Annotated in this window: 20 protein-coding genes; 11 read left to right on the forward strand and 9 right to left on the reverse strand. The window is 73.3% G+C overall.

Annotation, left to right across the window (positions count from 1 at the left end; genetic code table 11):
* Positions 1-9 precede the first annotated feature (9 nt).
* The 5 genes from ACFVSN_RS01450 (at position 10) to ACFVSN_RS01470 (ending at position 5,215) form a co-directional block, all read left to right on the forward strand.
* Positions 10-702, forward strand: coding sequence for a hypothetical protein (locus ACFVSN_RS01450; protein WP_387953582.1), 693 nt, complete (start codon positions 10-12; stop codon positions 700-702).
* Positions 703-802: 100 nt separating this feature from the next.
* Entirely contained in the window at positions 803-1,576 is a 774-nt protein-coding gene (locus ACFVSN_RS01455) for a hypothetical protein (protein ID WP_387596228.1), read from the forward strand.
* Between the two features lie 186 nt (positions 1,577-1,762).
* The gene (locus ACFVSN_RS01460) at positions 1,763-3,307 is read left to right on the forward strand and encodes an MFS transporter (protein WP_380490710.1); all 1,545 of its coding nucleotides are present in this window, start codon (positions 1,763-1,765) and stop codon (positions 3,305-3,307) included.
* 299 nt (positions 3,308-3,606) lie between these two features.
* Positions 3,607-3,996, forward strand: coding sequence for an SCO5389 family protein (locus ACFVSN_RS01465; RefSeq protein WP_380490708.1), 390 nt, complete (start codon positions 3,607-3,609; stop codon positions 3,994-3,996).
* A gap of 175 nt (positions 3,997-4,171) precedes the next feature.
* Positions 4,172-5,215, forward strand: coding sequence for an LLM class flavin-dependent oxidoreductase (locus ACFVSN_RS01470; RefSeq protein ID WP_387596225.1), 1,044 nt, complete (start codon positions 4,172-4,174; stop codon positions 5,213-5,215).
* 72 nt (positions 5,216-5,287) lie between these two features.
* Here the strand turns inward: ACFVSN_RS01470 and ACFVSN_RS01475 are convergent, their stop codons facing one another.
* Positions 5,288-5,767, reverse strand: coding sequence for a Uma2 family endonuclease (locus ACFVSN_RS01475; RefSeq protein WP_387596222.1), 480 nt, complete (start codon positions 5,765-5,767; stop codon positions 5,288-5,290).
* 108 nt (positions 5,768-5,875) lie between these two features.
* Between ACFVSN_RS01475 and ACFVSN_RS01480 the strand changes: the two genes are divergently transcribed.
* Positions 5,876-6,883 (forward strand): NADP-dependent oxidoreductase, encoded by a 1,008-nt coding sequence (locus ACFVSN_RS01480; RefSeq protein WP_387596219.1) that lies wholly within the window; start codon positions 5,876-5,878, stop codon positions 6,881-6,883.
* 209 nt (positions 6,884-7,092) lie between these two features.
* Complete coding sequence (locus ACFVSN_RS01485; RefSeq protein WP_380443037.1) at positions 7,093-8,475, forward strand: amino acid permease; 1,383 nt, start codon at positions 7,093-7,095, stop codon at positions 8,473-8,475.
* Between the two features lie 119 nt (positions 8,476-8,594).
* Here the strand turns inward: ACFVSN_RS01485 and ACFVSN_RS01490 are convergent, their stop codons facing one another.
* Positions 8,595-10,142 carry a SpoIIE family protein phosphatase gene (locus ACFVSN_RS01490; RefSeq protein WP_387596215.1) on the reverse strand — a complete coding sequence of 516 codons (1,548 nt, stop codon included), beginning with the start codon at positions 10,140-10,142 and terminating at the stop codon, positions 8,595-8,597.
* Between the two features lie 244 nt (positions 10,143-10,386).
* On the opposite strand from ACFVSN_RS01490, the gene ACFVSN_RS01495 reads away from it, so the two are divergent.
* Positions 10,387-10,992 (forward strand): hypothetical protein, encoded by a 606-nt coding sequence (locus ACFVSN_RS01495; RefSeq protein ID WP_387596212.1) that lies wholly within the window; start codon positions 10,387-10,389, stop codon positions 10,990-10,992.
* A gap of 98 nt (positions 10,993-11,090) precedes the next feature.
* On the opposite strand, the gene ACFVSN_RS01500 is transcribed toward ACFVSN_RS01495, so the two are convergent.
* The 4 genes from ACFVSN_RS01500 to ACFVSN_RS01515 form a co-directional block, all read right to left on the reverse strand.
* Positions 11,091-11,843: an MBL fold metallo-hydrolase gene (locus ACFVSN_RS01500; RefSeq protein WP_387596209.1), complete on the reverse strand. Its 753-nt coding sequence runs from the start codon at positions 11,841-11,843 to the stop codon at positions 11,091-11,093.
* A 14-nt stretch (positions 11,844-11,857) separates the two neighbouring features.
* Positions 11,858-12,259 carry a GlxA family transcriptional regulator gene (locus ACFVSN_RS01505; protein WP_387596206.1) on the reverse strand — a complete coding sequence of 134 codons (402 nt, stop codon included), beginning with the start codon at positions 12,257-12,259 and terminating at the stop codon, positions 11,858-11,860.
* Complete coding sequence (locus tag ACFVSN_RS01510; RefSeq protein ID WP_387596203.1) at positions 12,253-12,858, reverse strand: AraC family transcriptional regulator; 606 nt, start codon at positions 12,856-12,858, stop codon at positions 12,253-12,255. The genes ACFVSN_RS01505 and ACFVSN_RS01510 overlap by 7 nt, the downstream gene beginning before the upstream one ends.
* A gap of 124 nt (positions 12,859-12,982) precedes the next feature.
* Positions 12,983-13,558, reverse strand: coding sequence for a TetR/AcrR family transcriptional regulator (locus tag ACFVSN_RS01515; RefSeq protein ID WP_387596201.1), 576 nt, complete (start codon positions 13,556-13,558; stop codon positions 12,983-12,985).
* Positions 13,559-13,645: 87 nt separating this feature from the next.
* Between ACFVSN_RS01515 and ACFVSN_RS01520 the strand changes: the two genes are divergently transcribed.
* The 3 genes from ACFVSN_RS01520 (at position 13,646) to ACFVSN_RS01530 (ending at position 15,924) form a co-directional block, all read left to right on the forward strand.
* The gene (locus tag ACFVSN_RS01520; RefSeq protein ID WP_387596198.1) at positions 13,646-14,863 is read left to right on the forward strand and encodes an NADH:flavin oxidoreductase/NADH oxidase family protein; all 1,218 of its coding nucleotides are present in this window, start codon (positions 13,646-13,648) and stop codon (positions 14,861-14,863) included.
* A gap of 104 nt (positions 14,864-14,967) precedes the next feature.
* A complete protein-coding gene (locus tag ACFVSN_RS01525) occupies positions 14,968-15,195 on the forward strand; it encodes a hypothetical protein (protein ID WP_387596195.1) in 228 nt (75 codons plus the stop codon).
* Positions 15,196-15,396: 201 nt separating this feature from the next.
* Positions 15,397-15,924: an EF-hand domain-containing protein gene (locus tag ACFVSN_RS01530; RefSeq protein ID WP_387596192.1), complete on the forward strand. Its 528-nt coding sequence runs from the start codon at positions 15,397-15,399 to the stop codon at positions 15,922-15,924.
* Positions 15,925-15,996: 72 nt separating this feature from the next.
* Here the strand turns inward: ACFVSN_RS01530 and ACFVSN_RS01535 are convergent, their stop codons facing one another.
* The 3 genes from ACFVSN_RS01535 to ACFVSN_RS01545 all read right to left on the reverse strand — a co-directional run bounded on the left by ACFVSN_RS01535 (position 15,997) and on the right by ACFVSN_RS01545 (position 17,807).
* Positions 15,997-16,584 (reverse strand): protoglobin domain-containing protein, encoded by a 588-nt coding sequence (locus ACFVSN_RS01535; protein WP_380490680.1) that lies wholly within the window; start codon positions 16,582-16,584, stop codon positions 15,997-15,999.
* 126 nt (positions 16,585-16,710) lie between these two features.
* Positions 16,711-17,319 (reverse strand): MarR family winged helix-turn-helix transcriptional regulator, encoded by a 609-nt coding sequence (locus ACFVSN_RS01540; protein WP_380490678.1) that lies wholly within the window; start codon positions 17,317-17,319, stop codon positions 16,711-16,713.
* Positions 17,320-17,333: 14 nt separating this feature from the next.
* Positions 17,334-17,807, reverse strand: coding sequence for a hypothetical protein (locus ACFVSN_RS01545; protein WP_387596188.1), 474 nt, complete (start codon positions 17,805-17,807; stop codon positions 17,334-17,336).
* Between the last annotated feature and the right edge of the window lie 6 nt (positions 17,808-17,813).

Raw genomic sequence — 17,813 nt, forward strand, 5'->3', positions numbered from 1 at the left:
CCTGCGTCCGTGCCCGAGTCCGACACCCACGCCTTCCCCTACTCCGACGCCCTCTCCCACTCCGACGCCCACTCCGACACCCACCCCGCCGTCGAGCCCGTCCCCCACGCCGACACCCAGCCCCTCACCCACGCCGACTGCCTCACCAGTCCCCTCCACCACGCCGACGCAGACGCCCACCTCGCCCCCGCCCGTCGCCTCGCCGTCGCCCTCGCCGTCGCCGTCGCCCTCGCCGTCGCCGTCGCCCTCGCTTCCGAGTCCGTCACCTGTTCCGGCCCCGCCCTCCGCGCCGCCGCCAGCCCCGGCACCACCTCCGCCGGCAGCACCGGCACCGGCACCCGCACCCGCACCCGCACCCGCACCCGCAGCGCAGAATCCGGCCCAGGCCGCCGCTGCCCCCGCCGCCGGGCCCGCCCCCGCCGCAGCCAACCCGGCCGCCACCGGACCACAGCCGTCGCCCCGACCCACCGGGCCTGCGGCGGCCAGTCCGGTCGCACCGGACACCCCCCGCCCGAGCCCGGCGTGGCCGACCCAGGCCCCCACCCGGGCGCCCACGTTCCGCGCAGCGCCGGCCGGCCCGACCACCGCGCCTCCGTACCACCCGGGCGTCCCGATGGCGGCCACCATGCTGCTGATCCTCGTGCCCGCGGTCATCGCGGCGGCGGCGCTGCGCCCGGGGCGCGGCCGAGGCGGCGGCCATGAGCAGGGCCGGCGATGACGCCTCGTCACCGGACGCCCCGACGCCCGCGTCGCAAGGACCGGGCCGCCGACCGTAGAAGCCAGCCAGTGAGAGGGAGTTCCGATGGGTCCATGGGTGGCGCTGGTCGTCGCCGCGGCCGCAGCGTGCCTCGTCGCCGGGGCGGTGGTGCTCCTGCGGCGCCACCAGAGCACCGAGCCGAGACACGACGAGACTCCGGACGTCATCGAGTACATCACGATGATGATCGGGATCGTCTACGCGATCGTCCTCGGGCTGGCGATCGCCGGCGTCTGGCAGGCGCGCGTCGCCGCCGAGGACGACGTGCTCCGCGAGGCCCAGGCGCTCCACGAGGTCGGGGACCGTGCGGCGGTCTACCCGCCCGAGGTCCGCGACAAGATCAGGGCGGACGTGGACGCCTACGTGTCGTACGTCGTCCGGGTCGAGTGGACGTACATGGGCGATCACGGAACGATCTCCGACAAGGGCACCCAGCTGCTCGAACAGGTCCGTGCCGACGTCGCCACCAGGCCGCCCACGACCGAGCTGGAGGCGCAGTCCTACCTGCCCATCCTGGACCGGATCACCGTCGCCGACGACGCCCGGAGCGCCCGCGGTCAGTACGCCGGCGCCACCATGCCCGGCCTGGTCTGGATCGGGCTGATCGCGGGAGCCGCCATCACCGTCGGCATGCTCTTCGCCCTCCAGATCCGCCACACGCCGCGGGAGCTGGCGCTGGCCGGGTGCTTCAGCGCGCTGATCGCCTTCCTGCTGTTCATGATCTGGGACTTCGACAACCCCTTCGGCGGGAGCGTCCGTGTCACCGCCAGACCCTTCATCGACCTGTTCCCCTACCTGGATCTCCGCACGAACGGGTAGCACGGCACGGTTTCCACCCGTTCCACCCGTTCATCCCGTTCACACCTCGGTTCACTGATTGTCCGGAACCAGCCGACCGTCGGTAATGCCCGTTGTGCTCCCAATGCGCCCGGGACTACTGTCGGTCTTAGTGAACGAAACCGTTCCCTCCCGTCGTTCGCTCCCAAAGCCATTGGGGGACCTGCCATGGCCACCTCCCACGCCCTGGCCTCGGCTCCGCCGGCGTCCGCCCGCCGCGGCCAGCACCCGGGGATAGCGCTCACCGTCATCGCGGCCACGCAGCTCATGGTCGTCCTCGACATCACGATCGTGAACATCGCGCTGCCGCACATCCAGCGGGCGCTGAACTTCTCCACCACCAACCTGTCGTGGGTGATCAACGCCTACACCCTGACGTTCGGCGGGCTCCTGCTGCTCGGCGGGCGCACCGGCGACATCCTCGGGCGCCGGCGCGTGTTCATCGTCGGCGTGCTGGTCTTCTCCTTCGCCTCGCTGCTCGGCGGCGTCGCGCAGAACGCCGCGTGGCTGCTCGCGGCCCGGTCGCTCCAGGGCCTGGGCGGCGCGATCGCCTCGCCGACGGCGCTCGCGCTGATCGCGACCAACTTCAAGGAAGGGCCCGAGCGCAACCGCGCGTTCGGCGTCTACTCGGCCGTGGCCGGTGCGGGCGGCGCGGTCGGGCTGCTGCTCGGCGGCATGCTGACCTCCTGGCTGTCCTGGCGGTGGGTGCTGTTCGTCAACGTGCCGATCGGCATCGCGATCGCCCTGCTGGCGCCGCTCTACATCAACGAGTCCGAACGGCACCCCGGCCGCTTCGACCTCCTGGGCGCGTTCACGGCCACCACCGGCATGGTGTCCCTGGTGTACGGGTTCATCCGCGCCTCCGACCACGGCTGGACGGACGCGGTGACGCTCCTCGCGTTCAGCCTCGCCGTCGTCCTGCTCGCCGCGTTCCTGCTGAACGAACGGCGCGTGCCACAGCCGATCACCCCGCTGCACCTGCTGCGCAGCCGCAGCCGCGCGGGCGCGTTCGGGCTGATGCTGTGCCTCGCCGCGGCGATGTTCAGCATCTTCTTCTTCATCACCCTGTTCGTGCAGGAGATCCTCGGGTTCAGCCCGCTGCGGGCGGGCTTCGCGTTCCTGCCGATCAGTGTCGCCATCGTCGCCGCGGCGCAGTTCGCCGCCCGCAACCAGGTCCGGTTCGGGGCCAAGCCGTTCTTCGTCGTGGGCTCGCTGTTGGTGCTGGGCGGGGTCTTCTGGGCGACCCGGATCTCCCTCGACACGACATACGCCTCCGGCGTCCTCGGGCCGACGCTGCTGTTCGGCTTCGGCATGGGCTCGATATTCGTCCCGGTCATGCTGACGGTCGTGTCGCAGGTGGCCCCGCACGAGACGGGCGCGGCCACCGGCACGCTCAACGCGATGCAGCAGGTGGGCGGTTCGCTCGGGCTGTCCATCCTGGTGACGGTCTACGGCACGGCCAGCCGCAACGAGGCACAGCAGCAGGTCGCGAAGTTCCTCCACGCGGCGACGCCGCAGCAGGCCCTCCAGTTCAGAGCGACCGGGAAGCTGCCGGCACCGTACTCGTCGGCGGTGCTGGTGCACGGCATCTCCCGGGCGTTCGAGATGGGGCTGGTGTTCGCGGTGCTGGCGGTGGTGATGGCGGTGTTCGTCATCAAGGTCCCCAAGGTCCCGGCCCCCGTCGCCGACAAGGCACCCGAACCCGCGGGCTGAGGACCGGGGCCTGCGGCTGGACCTGGGGGCTACCCGGCGTACTCCACCGGCGGCGCGATCGCCCGGGCGTCCACCGGCGCCTGGGCTTTCCGGCACGGCGACGACGTCATGGCGGCGAGGGAGCGGGCGGGGGAGTGAAGCGGAGGGGGCGGCGCGCGGCGGGGGCGGTCGCTCCGCGCCGTACTTGACAGGACATCAGGGCGTCGAGGACAGTCCATGTAGCAATGGTTTTCATCTTCGTTAACCGTTGACGCCTTCGGCACCACCATCCCCACACACCCCCGGGAAAGGACACCCCCATGTCGCTCGACGTCTCCCCCGCCCTCCTCGCCCAGGCCGCGCACGGCGAGGTCGACGAGGCCGACTTCGTCGAAACGGTCCGCACGTCGCTCCCCTACGCCTACCAGGTGGTCGCCGGCCTCAGCACCGAACTCGCCGCCGGCGACGAGGAGTTCGTCAACGACAACACCACCCCCACCGACGAGGAGCGCGCCCAGCTGCTCCGCGCCCTCGCCAGCAACGCCATCCGCGGCAGCCTGGAGCGGCACTTCGACGTGACCCTCGCGTTCGTCAACTGCCACCGCGTCGCGGCCTTCCGGCCCGGCGCCGAGACCAGCGAGGCGTACCGGGAGTTCACGTCCCTGCACAACCAGATCCGCAACCAGAGCCCGGAGCTGCGCAGCTGCTGACCTCCGGGTGACGACGGGCCTCCGCACCGTGGGCGGGGGCCCGTCGTGTTGCGCCGTGTGGCGGGCGGGTTGCGACTGCGTTGACGGTCCGCCGGCGATCTTGTGGGGCGGTGGACGGCATGCGTAGGTTCGACCCGTACCCCTTGAACGTCCCGTCGCCCGCCCGGAGGCCGTCATGCCGTCGTCGACCACCCCACGACCGCTGCGCAAGCTCGGCTTCCTCACCATCGGCCTCTTCGACGAGGCCGACCCGCGCCGCGGCCACGAGACCACCCTCGAACTCATCGAACTCGGCGAACGCCTCGGCTTCGACAGCGCCTGGCTGCGCCACCGCCACCTCCAGTACGGCATCTCCTCCCCCGTCGCCGTCCTCGCCGCCGCCAGCCAGCGCACCCGCCGCATCGAGCTCGGCACCGCCGTCACGCCCCTCGGCTGGGAGAACCCGCTGCGCCTCGCCGAGGACCTCGCCACCGTCGACGTGCTCTCCGGCGGCCGGCTCAACGCGGGCGTCAGCGCCGGCCCGCCCGCCCACTACGACCGGGTGCGCGGCGCCCTCTACCCCGACACCGGCGACCACCAGGACTTCGGCCCGGCCCGCGCCCGGCGCCTGCTCGACCTCGTCCGGGGCGAATCCGCCTCCGACTTCGCCGGGACCGAGGGCATCGAGGTGTACTCGCGGCGCGTCCAGCCGCACTCCCCCGGGCTCGCCGACCGGATCTGGTACGGCGCCGGGAGCCTGCGCTCGGCGCGGTGGGCGGGCGAGAACGGGCTGAACCTGCTGATCAGCAGCGTCGTGAAGCCGGAGGAGGAGGCCGAGTCGTACGACTTCGCGGCGATCCAGCTCGCCCTCGTCCACGCCTTCCGCGCCGCCCACCCGGACGGCGACCGCGCCCGCGTCTCCCAGGGGCTCGTCGTGATCCCCACCGACAGCGCCACGCCCGCCCAGCGCGCCACGTACGAGGCCTACGCCGCCTCCCGGGCGCCCCGGACCGGGATACCGCAGGGCCCGGCCCGGCTGCTGTTCGAGCGCGACTTCGTCGGCACGACGGACGAGCTCGTCGAACAGCTCCACGCCCACGCCTCGTTCCGGGAGATCGACGAGGTCGCGTTCGCCCTGCCCTTCACCTTCGCCCCCGAGGACTACGTCCAGATCCTCACCGACCTCGCCACCCGCCTCGGCCCCGCCCTCGGCTGGAAGCCGGCCGACCGGGCCCACTGAAGGTTCGGCCCCCATAGCGGCCGGAACGGACAGCAACCCGGGCGAGCTGGGAATTGCGCGGCGCCGTGACTCTCAGAACTCGCCCGTAGCCAGCTCCACGTCGAGCGGCGCGGGCAGCCGGATGGGGAAGCCGAGGGGGTACGGGCCCTCGACGAGGGCGTAGTCGGGCTCGCCGGGCCGGGTGAAGAGGGTCCACGTGCGTTCCCCGCGGTCGACCAGGAGGTAGCCGGGGGCGCCGAATTGCGCGTGGCGGCGGCGCTTCGAGGTGGCGTGGTTCGTGTCGGTGCACCCCGGCGGGACGACCTCGACCACGAGGAGCGTCCGGCCGGCGGGCAGCGCGCCTTCCGTCCTGGCCAGTGCCGCCGGTATCACCGCCAAGTGCGGGACGTAGCGGTTCGCCGTGCCCGGGAAGTCGAGGTCGCCGGAGCCCGCGAACAGGCCGAGCTCGCGCAGGCGCGGGCGGAGCTGCTCGCGGATGGCGGAGGCGACGTTCGAGTCGGCCCACGAGCGGCGGACGGGCGCGACGACGCCCTCGATCAGTTCGGTGTGCACGCCCGGAGGCTACCGGGAGGGTCGGACACACCCCCTCTGGCCAGATGACTAAGCGCTTGCTTAGACTCACGCTCACGTGTCATCGCCGTACCGACTGGAGGCGCCCCCATGTCCGCTGTCAATCGCCAGGTCCGTCTTGCCCGCCGGCCCGTCGGGGAGGTGCGCGACGGGGACTGGGAGCTGGTCGACGGCGCGGTCGGCGAGGCCGGGGACGGGGAGTTCGTCGGGCGGACGCGCTTCGTGTCGCTCGACCCGGCGATGCGCGGGTGGCTGGACGACCGGCCGTCGTACCTGCCGCCGGTGGGGATCGGCGAGGTCATGCGGGCCGGGTCGGTGGTCGAGGTCGTCGCGTCGCGGCACCCGGGGTTCAAGGTCGGCGACCACGTCGTGGGCGCGTTCGGCGTGCAGGAGTACGCCGTGTCGGACGGCAAGGGCGCGCTGCGCGTCGACCCGGCGCTCGCGCCGCTCTCTACCTACCTGGGCGCCCTCGGCATGCCCGGCATGACGGCGTACTTCGGCCTGCTGGACGTCGGCGCGCTCAAGGAGGGCGAGACGGTCGTGGTGTCCGGCGCCGCCGGGGCCGTCGGGACGATGGTCGGCCAGATCGCCAAGGTCAAGGGCTGCCGGGTGATCGGGATCGCCGGCGGGCCGGAGAAGTGCGCCCTGCTCACCGACGAACTCGGCTTCGACGCCGCCGTCGACTACCGCGCCGAGGACGTCCGCAAGGCGCTGCGCACGCACGCCCCGGACGGCATCGACGTCTACTTCGACAACGTCGGCGGCGACATCCTCGACGCCGCCCTCAGCCGCCTCGCGATGCACGCCCGCGTCGTGATCTGCGGGGCGATCAGCCAGTACAACAACGAGACCGCCGTCCAGGGCCCCGCCAACTACCTGTCCCTGCTGGTACGCCGGGCCCGCATGGAGGGCTTCGTCGTCTTCGACTACGCGCGCCGCTACGCCGAGGCCGCGGCCGAGATCGCCGGCTGGATCGGCGAGGGCCGGATCAAGGTCAAGGAGCACGTGGTCGACGGCACGGTCGACGACTTCCCGCAGACGTTCCGGATGCTGTTCAGCGGCGAGAACACCGGGAAGCTCGTCCTGCGGCTGCCGTGAGCACCCGGCGGGGCGTTCGCCGTGATCATCATGGTGAGCGCCCCGCCGGACGAGTGCCGGTGCAAGGGACGCCCGGCCGGAAATCTTGCGGTGGCGGGCCTGGTGCGGCCGGACGAAAACCACCGATTTGGTACAGAGCGGTATCTCTCTGTGAGCATGGGCGGTCGCTCCACCGAGCGCAGCAGGACCAGGAAAGGCGCACCACCCCCATGCAGACCAGCCCGGCCGTGACCCGGCAGGCTCCCCGGCCGACCCCGCCCACCGACGCGGGCCCCGCCACCCCCTCCCCCTCCCGTTCGGGCGGGCGGTTCGGCCTGCCGACCGCGACCGCGCTCGTGATGGGGAACATCATCGGCGGCGGGATCTTCATGATCCCGGCCGCCGTGGCGCCGTTCGGGACGGTCAGCCTGGTCGCGTTCGCGGTGCTGACCGTGGGCGCGATCGCGCTCGCGCTCGTCTTCGGGCAGCTGGCCCGCCGCAACCCGCGCACCGGCGGTCCCTACGTCTACGCCCGTGAGGCGTTCGGCGACTTCGCCGGGTTCATCTCCGCCTGGTCGTACTGGATCACCACGTGGGTCAGCAACGCGGCGCTCGCCGTCGCGGCCGTCGGCTACCTCGACGTGCTGGTCCCCGTCCAGCACTCCACCGTGGTCACCATCGCCGCCGCGCTGACCGTGCAGTGGCTGCCCGCGCTGGCGAACCTGGCCGGCACCCGGTACGTCGGGGCCGTCCAACTCGTCTCCACCGTCCTCAAGTTCATCCCGCTGGCGCTGGTCGCGGTGGGCGGCCTCGGCTTCTTCGACCCGAAGAACCTCGGCCCGTTCGACGCCTCCGGCCAGGGCGTGGTCGGCGGCATGACGGCCGCCGCGGCGATCCTGCTCTTCAGCTACCTGGGCGTCGAGTCGGCCGCGATGAGCGCGGGCAAGGTCCGCGACCCCGAGCGCAACGTCGGCCGGGCGAGCGTCCTCGGCACGGCGGGCGCGGCCCTGGTCTACCTGCTCGGCACGCTGGCGGTGTTCGGCACCGTCGCACACGACGAGCTCGTCCACTCCTCCGCGCCGTTCTCGGACGCCGTGAACGCGATGTTCGGCGGCTCGTGGGGCGGGACGGTCATCGCCGTGGCCGCGCTGATCTCGATGACGGGCGCACTCAACGGCTGGACGCTGCTGGCCGCGCAGGCGCCGTACGCGGCCGCCAAGGACGGGCTGTTCCCGGCCGCGTTCGCCAAGGAGAAGCGCGGGGTTCCGGTGCTCGGCGTCGTGGTCAGCGTGGCGCTGGCCTCGGTGCTGACGGTGCTCAACTTCGCGTCCGGCGCGAAGGGCGCGTTCGACGCCCTCGTGCTGATCACCACCTTCACCGCGACCGTCCCCTACCTGCTCTCCACCGCCGCCCAGCTCTACTGGCTGGTGCGCGGCGGGCGCGAGGTGGCCGGCGCCCGTCTCGTCCGCGACGCGGTGCTGGGCCTGGGCGCGTTCGGCTTCTCGCTGTGGCTGGTCGCGGGCGCCGGGTACGCGGCCGTCTACCAGGGCGTGCTGTTCCTGTTCGCGGGCATCCTCGTTTTCGTCTGGATGTCCGGGCGCCGCAAGGACTGACGCCCTCGGGTCAGGAGAACCCCCTCAGGCCGGGAGCGCCCGGTGGTACTTGTCCGCCGCAAGTACCACCGGGCGCTTCCTCGTCGCCCCGGCCCGAAGGACACGCCCCACGGCACGCCCTACCGCAGGGGCAGGGTGAACCAGGTGGTCTTGCCCACCTGGGCGGGCCGGGTGCCCCAGCGGTGGGACAGGGCCTCGACGAGGGTGAGGCCGCGACCCGACTCCTCGTCCGTCTCGGCGAGCCGGGGGTGCGGCAAGTGGGGGCTGTGGTCGGTGACTTCGACCACCAGTTCGGCGGGATGGCAGCGCAGGTGCAGGCGGACGGGGCCCTTGCCGTGCTGGATGGCGTTGGTGAGCACCTCGGAGGTCAGGAGCTTGACGTCGTCGGTCAGGTGGCCGTGGTTCCAGGAGCCGAGGACCTTCTCGACGAAGGCCCGCGCCTCGGCGGAGGAGGTCGGGACGGCGGGCAGCTCGATCGCGGCCGTGGCGTCCGGGGCCGCGGGGACCTGGGCCAGCAGGAGCGTGACGTCGTCGTCGTAGCCGGGGACGGGCGGGAGCAGCGTGGTCAGGATGTGGTCGGCCACGGCTTCCAGGTCGCCGGGGTCGGGGGTCGTGTCGATGGCGGACATGAGGGTGTCGAGGCGGTCCTCGATGTCGCACCCGGGGGCCTCGATCAGGCCGTCGGTGAACAGCGCGAGCAGGGTGTGCGGCGGCAGGACGGCGGACGTCTGCCGGTGGGGGACGCCGCCCACGCCCAGCGGCGCGCTCACCGGCGCCGGCAGGATCCGGGCCGCGTGGCCGGGGGTGGCGGCCAGGATCGGGAGGTGGCCGGCCGAGCAGACGGACACCTCCCGGGTGTCGGGGGCGATGACCAGGTAGCAGCAGGTGACGAGCTGGTCGGGGACCGCGAGGTCGCCGACGACCGTCTCCAGGGACTGCATCAGGTCCCGCGGCTCCATGCCGGTGATGGCCAACGCGTGGGCGGCCGAGCGCAGTTGACCCATGACGGCGGCGGCTTCCAGGCCACGGCCCATGACGTCGCCGATGAGGATCCCGACCCGGCCGGCGCCCAGCGGGATGAGGTCGAACCAGTCGCCGCCGACGCCCGCTCCCTGGGTCGCCGGCCGGTAGCGGTGGGCGGCGGTGAGCCCGGGTATGGCGGGCGGGGTGCCCATCAGGCTGCGCTGGAGGGTGAGGGCGATGTGCCGCTGCTGCTCGTAGAGCACGGTGAGTTCGGCCTCCGCCGCCTTGCGGTCGCTGACGTCGCGGACGGCGGCGGAGAACAGGAGGCCGTCGCTGGTCTCCAGCGGGCTGAGGCTGATCTCGACGGGGAACTCGGTGCCGTCCTTGCGCAGCCCGCGCAGGTCCAGGCCCGCGCCCATGGGCCGCACCTGCCGGTTGGCCGCGTAGTCGTCGCGGTGCCGGGCGTGGTGGGCGCGGAAGCGGCCCGGGATCAGCAACTCCACCGGCCGTCCCAGGAGTTCCTTGCGACCGTAGCCGAACAGCGCCTCGGTCTGGGCATTCACGAGCGTGATCGTCCCGGTGTCGTCCACGATGACCATCGCGTCCGGCGCCGCTTCCAGCAGTCCGCGGAACCGCTCCTCGGCGGCCGGCGAGCCGCCCTTGCTCTCCCCCTGGGCCTTCGCTGATCTGTGCGCCTTGCCCATGTCGACCCCAGATGCGTTGTGCTGTACGAGTTTCGAAAGCCAATACCACCGCAACGGGACCGTGTCGCAGGACAGTTGACTCCATTTGCCGCATCACGAGCGAACCGGCTCCGAGTCCGACCGGAAGCAACCGTTCGCGACCTGCGCCCGGTCGGCGGCGCGCCGTCGGGCGCGGCGCAGCAATCCGGTACCGCCGGCCGACCGCCCTGAGGGAGACTCGCCTGGACGACGAGGAGAGGAAACCATGGCACGACCTGCAGTCGGGGCGGCCCCGAACCGCTGCGACGAGTGCGGCGGCTACGAGTACGGCGGCGCGCCCGTCTGCCCGGCCTGCCGGGCGCTCGTCGACGGCATCGTCGAGGACGAATGGTCCGTGTTCCTGGCCCGCATGGGAGCGGTCGGCGAGCGGGATGCGGCGGCCCTCGCCGAGATGGTCGCGGCCGAACCGGACCGGCACGACTGGCGCGTGGTCGACGCCGCCCTCGACCGCCTGACCTGCCCCGACTGCGGCGACCGGCTCGCCCGCGGCCCGCTCGGCTGCGCCGCCTGCGACCTCGCCCACGGCTTCCGCTACGCCGCGGTCGAGACGGACCGCCCGGGCGTGCCGTGGGGCAACGAGCACGGCGTCCGCGTCAACGTCTCCGTCGTCCGCCGCCCGCACGTGACCTCGGCCGACGAACTCCTCGCCCGCCGCCTGACGCTGCCCCTCCTCCTGGCGGGCCACCTGCCGACGACGGCGGAGGCGCAGCGGATGAGCGCACGGATCCGGCAGGCCCCGGCGGCGCGGCGGGCGGAGGTCATCGCGGAGGCGGTGGAGGAGGTCCTGCGGCGCACGGCGGGCCGAGGGTGATCGATTCAGATCGCCGGACCGATCCGCGGGAGGACGACGTTCCGGCCGAGTTCGAGGACGGGCGGTGGCTCGCCGCCCTGCCTCGGGAGTGACGGGGCCTATCGGAGGGTCTCGGGAACTCCCGGGGTGAGCCAGTGGAGGCGGTCGGCGAGGCCCGCGGCGGTGAAGTGGGCGGTCGTCTCCTCCGGGCCCTCGGTGAAGTGCTCCCACGACGCGTAGTGCAGCGGGACCACGCGGCGGGCGCCGAGGGAGCGGGTGAGGGCGGCGGCCTGGGCCGCGTCCATGGTGATGAGCTCGCCGCCGCCGAACGCCTCGATGCGCGCGGCGCCGAGGTGGAGGAAGGCGGTGCCGATGCGGAACCGCCGTCCGATCTCGTCGAGTTCGGGGATGTGGACGGTGTCGCCCGAGACGTAGACGGCCTCCTCCTCGCCGGGCGCCTCGATCACGAAGCCCGTCACGTCGCCGACCGGGCCGTGCAGGCAGGGCGTGCCCGTGACGCGCAGCGTGCGGCCGTCGGCGGTCAACTCGTGCGTGGCCCACGGCGCGAGGCCGACGGCTCCGCCGCCGAGGCGGCCCGCGCCGCTGACGGTGGTGAGCACCGGGCGGCCGTCCAGCAGCGTGCGGCCGGTGGCGTCGAGGTTGTCGGGGTGCTCGTCGTGGCTGAGCAGGACCGCGTCCGCCTCCGGCAGCCGGTCGGCGTCGACCGCCGGGCCGGCGGTGCTCTGCAGGGTGACGGGGCCGCGCCGGTACTCGGCGGGCGCGGGGTCGAAGGCCGGGTCGGTGAGCAGCCGCAGGCCGCCGATCTCCAGCAGGGCGGTGGCGGTGCCGATGTGGGTGACGGTGATGGTCACGTGTTCTCCGTGATTCAAGTGGCGGTGACGCGGAAGCGGCGTCGGTATGCGGTCGGGGTGGCGCCGAGGTGGTCGCGGAAGACGCGGTGGACGGTCTCGACGGAGCCGAAGCCGCAGGCGCGCGCGACGGCGGGCAGGGGCTGGTCGGTCCGTTCGAGGAGCCGGCACGCGGCCTCCAGGCGCAGCTGCTCGACGTAGGCGCCGGGCGTGGTGCCGGTCTCGGCGCGGAAGACCCGGGCGAAGTGCCGTTCGCTCATCGTGACGCGGGCGGCGAGCACGGGTACCGAGAGGTCGGCGTCGAGGTGGTCGGCGATCCAGCGGCGCAGGGTGCGCAGGTCGGCGCGGCCGCCGGTGCAGTGGGTCAGTGGGACGCTGAACTGGCTCTGGCCGCCGGATCGCTGGAGGTACATCACCATGACGCGGGCGATGTCGAGCGCGAGGTCGTCGCCGTGGTCCTCGGCGAGAGGGCGAGGGTCAGGTCCATGGAGGCGGTGAGGCCCGCGCTGGTCCAGATCCGCCCGGAGCGGACGAACACCGGGTCGGCGTCGACCACGACGGCGGGGTGGTCGGCCGCGAGGCGGTCGGCGGTGGCCCAGTGGGTCGTCGCCCGGTGCCCGTCGAGCAGCCCGGCCGCCGCCAGCACGTGCGCGCCGGCACACACGGAGGCGACGCGCCCCGCCTGCGGCCCGACCTCGCGCAACCACGCCACGACGGCGTCGTCCACGCGCGGCACGGGCCCGTCCGCCCCGATGTCCACCCGCCCGGGCACCAGCAGGGTGTCCGGGCGCACCGGGGGTTCGCGCAGCGTCTCTCCGACGTGCAGCGGGATGCCCGAGAACGTCTCGACCAGCCCCGCCCGCTCGGCGCGGAACCGGATGTCGTACCCGGCCGAGCCCGGTGGCAGCAGCCTGGTGGCGAGCGCGAGGACCTCGGCCGGTCCGGTGACGTCCAGCGCGTTGATCCCGGCGAAGACCGGGATCACGACGAGGTGCGGGAGAGGTGCGAGCTCGCTCATGCCCCAAGCCTCGCCCGCGGCCGGTGGTGGCGGCAATGACGGGAGTGTGCAGGATCCGGACACGGGGGCGGAGCGCCGGCGACGGGCCGGGCTGCTTCCAGGGCAGGGGCCGGGTGGGGGTCCGTCAGGCGGTCTTCAGCAGCGTCAACACCGCCGCCCGGACGCGGGTGTCCGTCGCTGCGGGGTCGGTGGGGCCGAGTTTGCCGTCGAGGTGGAGGAAGGCCAGGCCGTGGACCAGGGCCCACACGGCCGTCGACATCGCCTCGCAGTCGGCGGCGGGGAAGGTGTCGCGGACGATCGCGGCCACGTAGTCGTGCATCGCGGCGGTGGCCGCCGCGCGTTCCGTGTTCTCGGGGTCGCAGGGCTCGGCGAACATCGCCCGGAACAGGGCCGGGCGCTCGATCGCGAACCGGACGTAGGCGGCGGCGACGGCGGCCAGGTCCTCGGGGTCGCGCGGGGCGGGGTGTGCGGTGGTGAGCCGGGTGCCGAGCTCGCGGTAGCCCTGGGCGGCGACGGCGGAGAGCAGCGCGTCGCGGTCGGCGAAGTGGCGGTAGGGGGCCGTCGCCGAGACGCCGGCCCGGCGGGCGACGGCGCGCAGCGACAGTGCGGCGCTGCCGTCCTCCTCCAGGAGCTCGCGCGCGGCGTGCAGGCAGGCGGTGCGCAGGTCGCCGTGGTGGTAGGAGCCGGTCTGCTGTGGCATGCGTCACCCTCTCGATGTTTGCACTGCTTACATCCTCGGCCTAATGTGAGCAGTGCAAACATTGTAGCCGAGGGTGAGGAGACCCCGATGGCTCACGACCTCTTCGCACCGCTGGCCCTGGCCTCGGGCGCGGTCCTGCCCAACCGGATCGCCAAGGCGGCCATGGAGGAGAACCTCGCCGGCCACGGCCAGCTGCCGGACGAGCGGCTGCTCGCCCTCTACCGCGCCTGGTCCGCGGGCGGCAGCGGCCTGCTGATCACCGGCAACGTCATGGTCCACGCCGAGGCGCTCACGGGCCCCGGCGGCGTCGTGCTCGACGCCGACACGCCCCTCGAACCCTTCACCGCGTGGGCCGCGGCGGCCAAGTCCGGCGGCGCCCGGGTCTGGATGCAGATCAACCACCCGGGCCGCCAGGTGCCGTCCGGCCTGCCCGGCGTGGTCTGGGGCCCGACCGACCGCGGCGTCGACCTCGGCCGGCACAGCGGCCGCTTCGGCCGTCCCACCGCCATGACGCCCGAGCAGATCGCCACCACCGTGGAGCGCTTCGCCACCACCGCCCGCCGCGCCGCCGAGGCCGGCTTCGACGGCGTCGAGATCCACGCGGCCCACGGGTACCTGCTCTCGCAGTTCCTCTCACCCCTGGTCAACACCCGCACCGACGCCTGGGGCGGCCCGCTCGAACACCGCGCCCGGATGCTGCTCGACGTGGTCCTTGCCGTGCGCGCCGCCGTCCCGCCGCGGTTCGCCGTCGCCGTCAAGCTCAACTCCGCCGACTTCCAGCGCGGCGGCTTCGACCTCGACGACGCCCGCCAGGTCATCGCCATGCTCGCGCCCCTCGGCGTCGACCTCGTCGAACTCTCCGGCGGCAGCTACGAGAGCCCCGCGATGACCGGCCGCCCCGCCGACGACCGCACCCGGGCCCGCGAGGCGTACTTCCTGGACCTCGCCGCCGACCTCGTCCGCACCAGCCCCCTCCCGCTCATGCTCACCGGCGGCATCACCCGCCGCGACACCGCTGAGCAGGCCCTCGCGGACGGCATCGACGCCATCGGCATGGGCACCGCCCTCGCCGTCACCCCCGACCTGCCCCGCCGCTGGGCCGACCGTGCCGAAGCCGACCGCGCCCTGCGCCCGGTCACCTGGTCCGACAAGGCCCTCGCCTCCGCCGCGAGCATGGCCCTCGTCCGCCACCAGCTGCGCCGCCTCGCGCACGGCCGCACGCCCGCGCCGCGCACCCGCCCCGCGCTGGCACTGCTCGCCGAACAGCTCCAGCAGCGCACGGCACTGCGGCGGTACCGCACCTGACTGGCCGCCCGACAGCCGTCGGCCGGGTAGCCGCACATCCGGCGCGGCGCTCCGACCACCCCCCGGCGCGCCTTAGCGGGACCTGGCCCTTCGCCGGCTCCCGGATGACCGGCCTGTCCAACACCGAGGAGAAGCTCAACGGCTTCGGCCGCAAGGCCCCGTGGCTCCTCGAAGACCGCCTGCGCGCCAACGGCGCCGACTACGTCAAGGCCCGCCTGCCCCTCCTCCCGTTCACCGTCGCCGACCGCAACCTCCACACCGGGCAGAACCCCGCCTCGTCCGCACGACTGGCGAGGCAGCTCATCGAGGCCGTCGAGTCTCCTGCCCGGTAGTCCGCCCCGGCGCGGTGACGATCGACGCGAAGGCCGCCACGATCGCCTGAACGCACCGGATCGCTCTCGTTCGGGTGATCTTCCGGTCCTACGGCCGATGTGTCCTCGGACCGGCCCCTACCGTGCCGATCGTGAACGTCCGCGTCCGGCGCCGGCGCCGGGCCCTGACACACCGACGCCGACAGGAATGCGGAAGCCACCATGAAGATCGCCGAACCACAGCAGAACCCGGCCGACACCACGACCCCGAAGGCCCGCGTCTACGCGATGCTGGACACCGACGGGGACGGCGTCGCCTCCCGCCACGACTACTTCGTCCGCATCGAACGCGCCCAGCAGGCCAGCGGACGCGGCGACGACGACCCCCTCGTCATCGCCGCCCGCGCCACCGGCGAACGCGCCTGGGCCGCGATGGACTCCGACGGCGACGGCGTGATGACCTACCAGGAGTACGTCGCCTGGGTGGACGCCGACAAGTTCGACAACGTCTGCCAGTACGCCCTGGGTGCCCTGTTCGACCTCGCCGACGCCGACCGGGACGGCGCGCTGGACCGCGCACAGTTCACGTCGCTGCGCCAGGCCCTGGGCAACGCGGCCGACAACGCGGACGCCGCGTTCGACGCCCTCGACGCCGACGGTGACGGACGCGTCGGCCGCCAGGAGTACCTGGCGTCGATCCGGGCCTACATCACGGGTGACGCCTCAGCCATGGGCGACGCCCTGTACTGAGGGCAGCCGCACGTCGGGGGCCGGATCCGGCGAACGGGCCCGGCCCCGGTCGGCGCAGCGGGGCCGCCCGGCCTACCAGGCCGCTCCCGCGTACGGGCGGGACCACAGCGACACCTGCAGCGTGACGGCCTTGAACCACGCCTGGTGCATCGCCTCGACCTGCTCCTCCGGGTGGCCCTTGGCCGCGAGGAACGGCCGCATGGTCGCCGTGATCGGGTAGATGAACGCGATCATGTAGCGCAGCGGGATGTGCGGGACGGAGCGGGCGCCGTCGGTGGTGTTCTTCTTCGCCGACGTGTGGCGCAGCGCGATCTCCTCCTGCTGGGCGAGCCAGCGGGCGTCGTAGGGGCGGGTGCAGGTGTCGGCGATCCACTGGCCGAAGCGGCGGCGGACGGCGGCCAGGTATTCGGGGACGGGCGTGCCTTCGGGGGTGGAGAAGTAGGCGAGCAGGTGGGGCTGCGAGCCGACGAAGCCGTACCAGACGTCCAGGATCTGCTCGGTCTGGTCGGCCAGGACCTCGCCGGCGAGCTTGAGTGCGGCGACGTCCGCGTCGGAGAACAGGGTTGCCGCGGCGAGGCCTTCGAAGTCGCCGCCGGTGACCGGTGATCCGGGCAGCTCGGGGTCGTCGTAGCGGTAGCCGGGAATGGGCGCAGGCGTCATGGCCGTCCTCTGGTCCTTGAACCGGTGGACTCCAATTAGGAGTCCTAACTACCGCGAAGCTACCAATGCCCCGAGGCACGGCGCAAGGACCTGCCCGGCAGCCGTCCAGGGTGAGTTGACGAATGATCAGCGCGCTGCGGGCTCGTGCTCCGGGCAGTCGACCCGCAGGTCCGCCGCGCCGAGCGGGGCCTCCAGCAGCCCGCACCACTCCCCCGCCCGGCCGTCCGGGTGCTCGTCGCCCAGGAAGCGGCAGGTCAGGCAGGTACGGGCGACGGTGATCCGCCCGGTGCGGTTCAGCGAGGCGATCGCCTCCAGCAGGACACGCAGCGCGGTGGCCCGGTCCTCCGGCGCGCTCGCGGACAGCCCGGCGGTGAGCGGATCGCGCCAGCCGTGCAGCCGTTCGGCGACCTCCCGGCCGGGTCCCGTCGGTACCCAGGACGAGCGCCGGTTGTCGGCGACGTCCGGCACCGACTCCAGCAGCCCCTTGCGCACCAGGGCGGCGGCGGCATCGCTGACGGTCGGCGCGGACACCTCCAGCCAGCGCGCGAAACTCCCGGTGCTCTGCGGTCCCGCCGTCGGGGAGGTGACCCGCAGCAGCAGCTGCGCCTGGGTGACGGAGAGCCCCTCCCGCTTGGCGGCGTCCCGCAGCATCGCCCGCCCGGCGTCCCCGAGCCGCTCGACCGCGTCGATCAACCGAGCGTCGAGGGAGTCGGGTTCACGTTCCGCACCACCCACGGGGGATTCCTTTCCTACCGGCGGCCGGCCAGTCTATTCAGCCCGGACGGCCTGCGGGGCGGACGTGCGGGCAGAGCCCGCAGCAGCGGCACCGACGTGGCGAGGACGAACGCGCCGAACAGCGTGATCGGCAGCAGCCCGACCGGGCGCAGCAGCCACGCCGGGTCCTCCCGCAGCTGCGGCCAGTTGACGATCCAGTTGGCGACGACGTCCAGCGCCATCACCGCCCGGCCCAGCCGCACCCCGGCCGGGTGGACGAGTGCCACCAGCGCGGCGACCAGGGGGTCAAGCACCACCAGGGCGACGAAGTACACCTGGAGCGGCAGCGGGGCGAAGGAGGCGTAGACGTGGATCCCACCGTTGACCAGGTCGAGCGCGTGGGCGGCGGTGCCCTCCAGGAAGCCGGTCAGGTGGGCCGCGAGGACCCACCGCACCCAGCGCGGCTGCGCCCGCCACCGTTCCCGCGTACCCCGCAGTCCCCCTGTCACATGATC

Source organism: Kitasatospora sp. NPDC057904, from assembly GCF_042887925.1.
Taxonomy (GTDB): Bacteria; Actinomycetota; Actinomycetes; order Streptomycetales; family Streptomycetaceae; genus Kitasatospora.

What these genes read in the sequence shown, in the direction of transcription:
- ACFVSN_RS01495 (WP_387596212.1), top strand. Translation starts at nt 10,387, where the DNA reads ATGGCACGACCTGCAGTCGGGGCGGCCCCGAACCGCTGCGACGAGTGC.
- ACFVSN_RS01535 (WP_380490680.1), bottom strand. Translation starts at nt 16,584, where the DNA reads ATGACGCCTGCGCCCATTCCCGGCTACCGCTACGACGACCCCGAGCTG.
- ACFVSN_RS01505 (WP_387596206.1), bottom strand. Translation starts at nt 12,259, where the DNA reads ATGGTGATGTACCTCCAGCGATCCGGCGGCCAGAGCCAGTTCAGCGTC.
- ACFVSN_RS01520 (WP_387596198.1), top strand. Translation starts at nt 13,646, where the DNA reads ATGGCTCACGACCTCTTCGCACCGCTGGCCCTGGCCTCGGGCGCGGTC.
- ACFVSN_RS01485 (WP_380443037.1), top strand. Translation starts at nt 7,093, where the DNA reads ATGCAGACCAGCCCGGCCGTGACCCGGCAGGCTCCCCGGCCGACCCCG.
- ACFVSN_RS01470 (WP_387596225.1), top strand. Translation starts at nt 4,172, where the DNA reads ATGCCGTCGTCGACCACCCCACGACCGCTGCGCAAGCTCGGCTTCCTC.
- ACFVSN_RS01510 (WP_387596203.1), bottom strand. Translation starts at nt 12,858, where the DNA reads ATGAGCGAGCTCGCACCTCTCCCGCACCTCGTCGTGATCCCGGTCTTC.
- ACFVSN_RS01515 (WP_387596201.1), bottom strand. Translation starts at nt 13,558, where the DNA reads ATGCCACAGCAGACCGGCTCCTACCACCACGGCGACCTGCGCACCGCC.
- ACFVSN_RS01455 (WP_387596228.1), top strand. Translation starts at nt 803, where the DNA reads ATGGGTCCATGGGTGGCGCTGGTCGTCGCCGCGGCCGCAGCGTGCCTC.
- ACFVSN_RS01465 (WP_380490708.1), top strand. Translation starts at nt 3,607, where the DNA reads ATGTCGCTCGACGTCTCCCCCGCCCTCCTCGCCCAGGCCGCGCACGGC.
- ACFVSN_RS01530 (WP_387596192.1), top strand. Translation starts at nt 15,397, where the DNA reads ATGAAGATCGCCGAACCACAGCAGAACCCGGCCGACACCACGACCCCG.
- ACFVSN_RS01460 (WP_380490710.1), top strand. Translation starts at nt 1,763, where the DNA reads ATGGCCACCTCCCACGCCCTGGCCTCGGCTCCGCCGGCGTCCGCCCGC.
- ACFVSN_RS01490 (WP_387596215.1), bottom strand. Translation starts at nt 10,142, where the DNA reads ATGGGCAAGGCGCACAGATCAGCGAAGGCCCAGGGGGAGAGCAAGGGC.
- ACFVSN_RS01480 (WP_387596219.1), top strand. Translation starts at nt 5,876, where the DNA reads ATGTCCGCTGTCAATCGCCAGGTCCGTCTTGCCCGCCGGCCCGTCGGG.
- ACFVSN_RS01525 (WP_387596195.1), top strand. Translation starts at nt 14,968, where the DNA reads ATGACCGGCCTGTCCAACACCGAGGAGAAGCTCAACGGCTTCGGCCGC.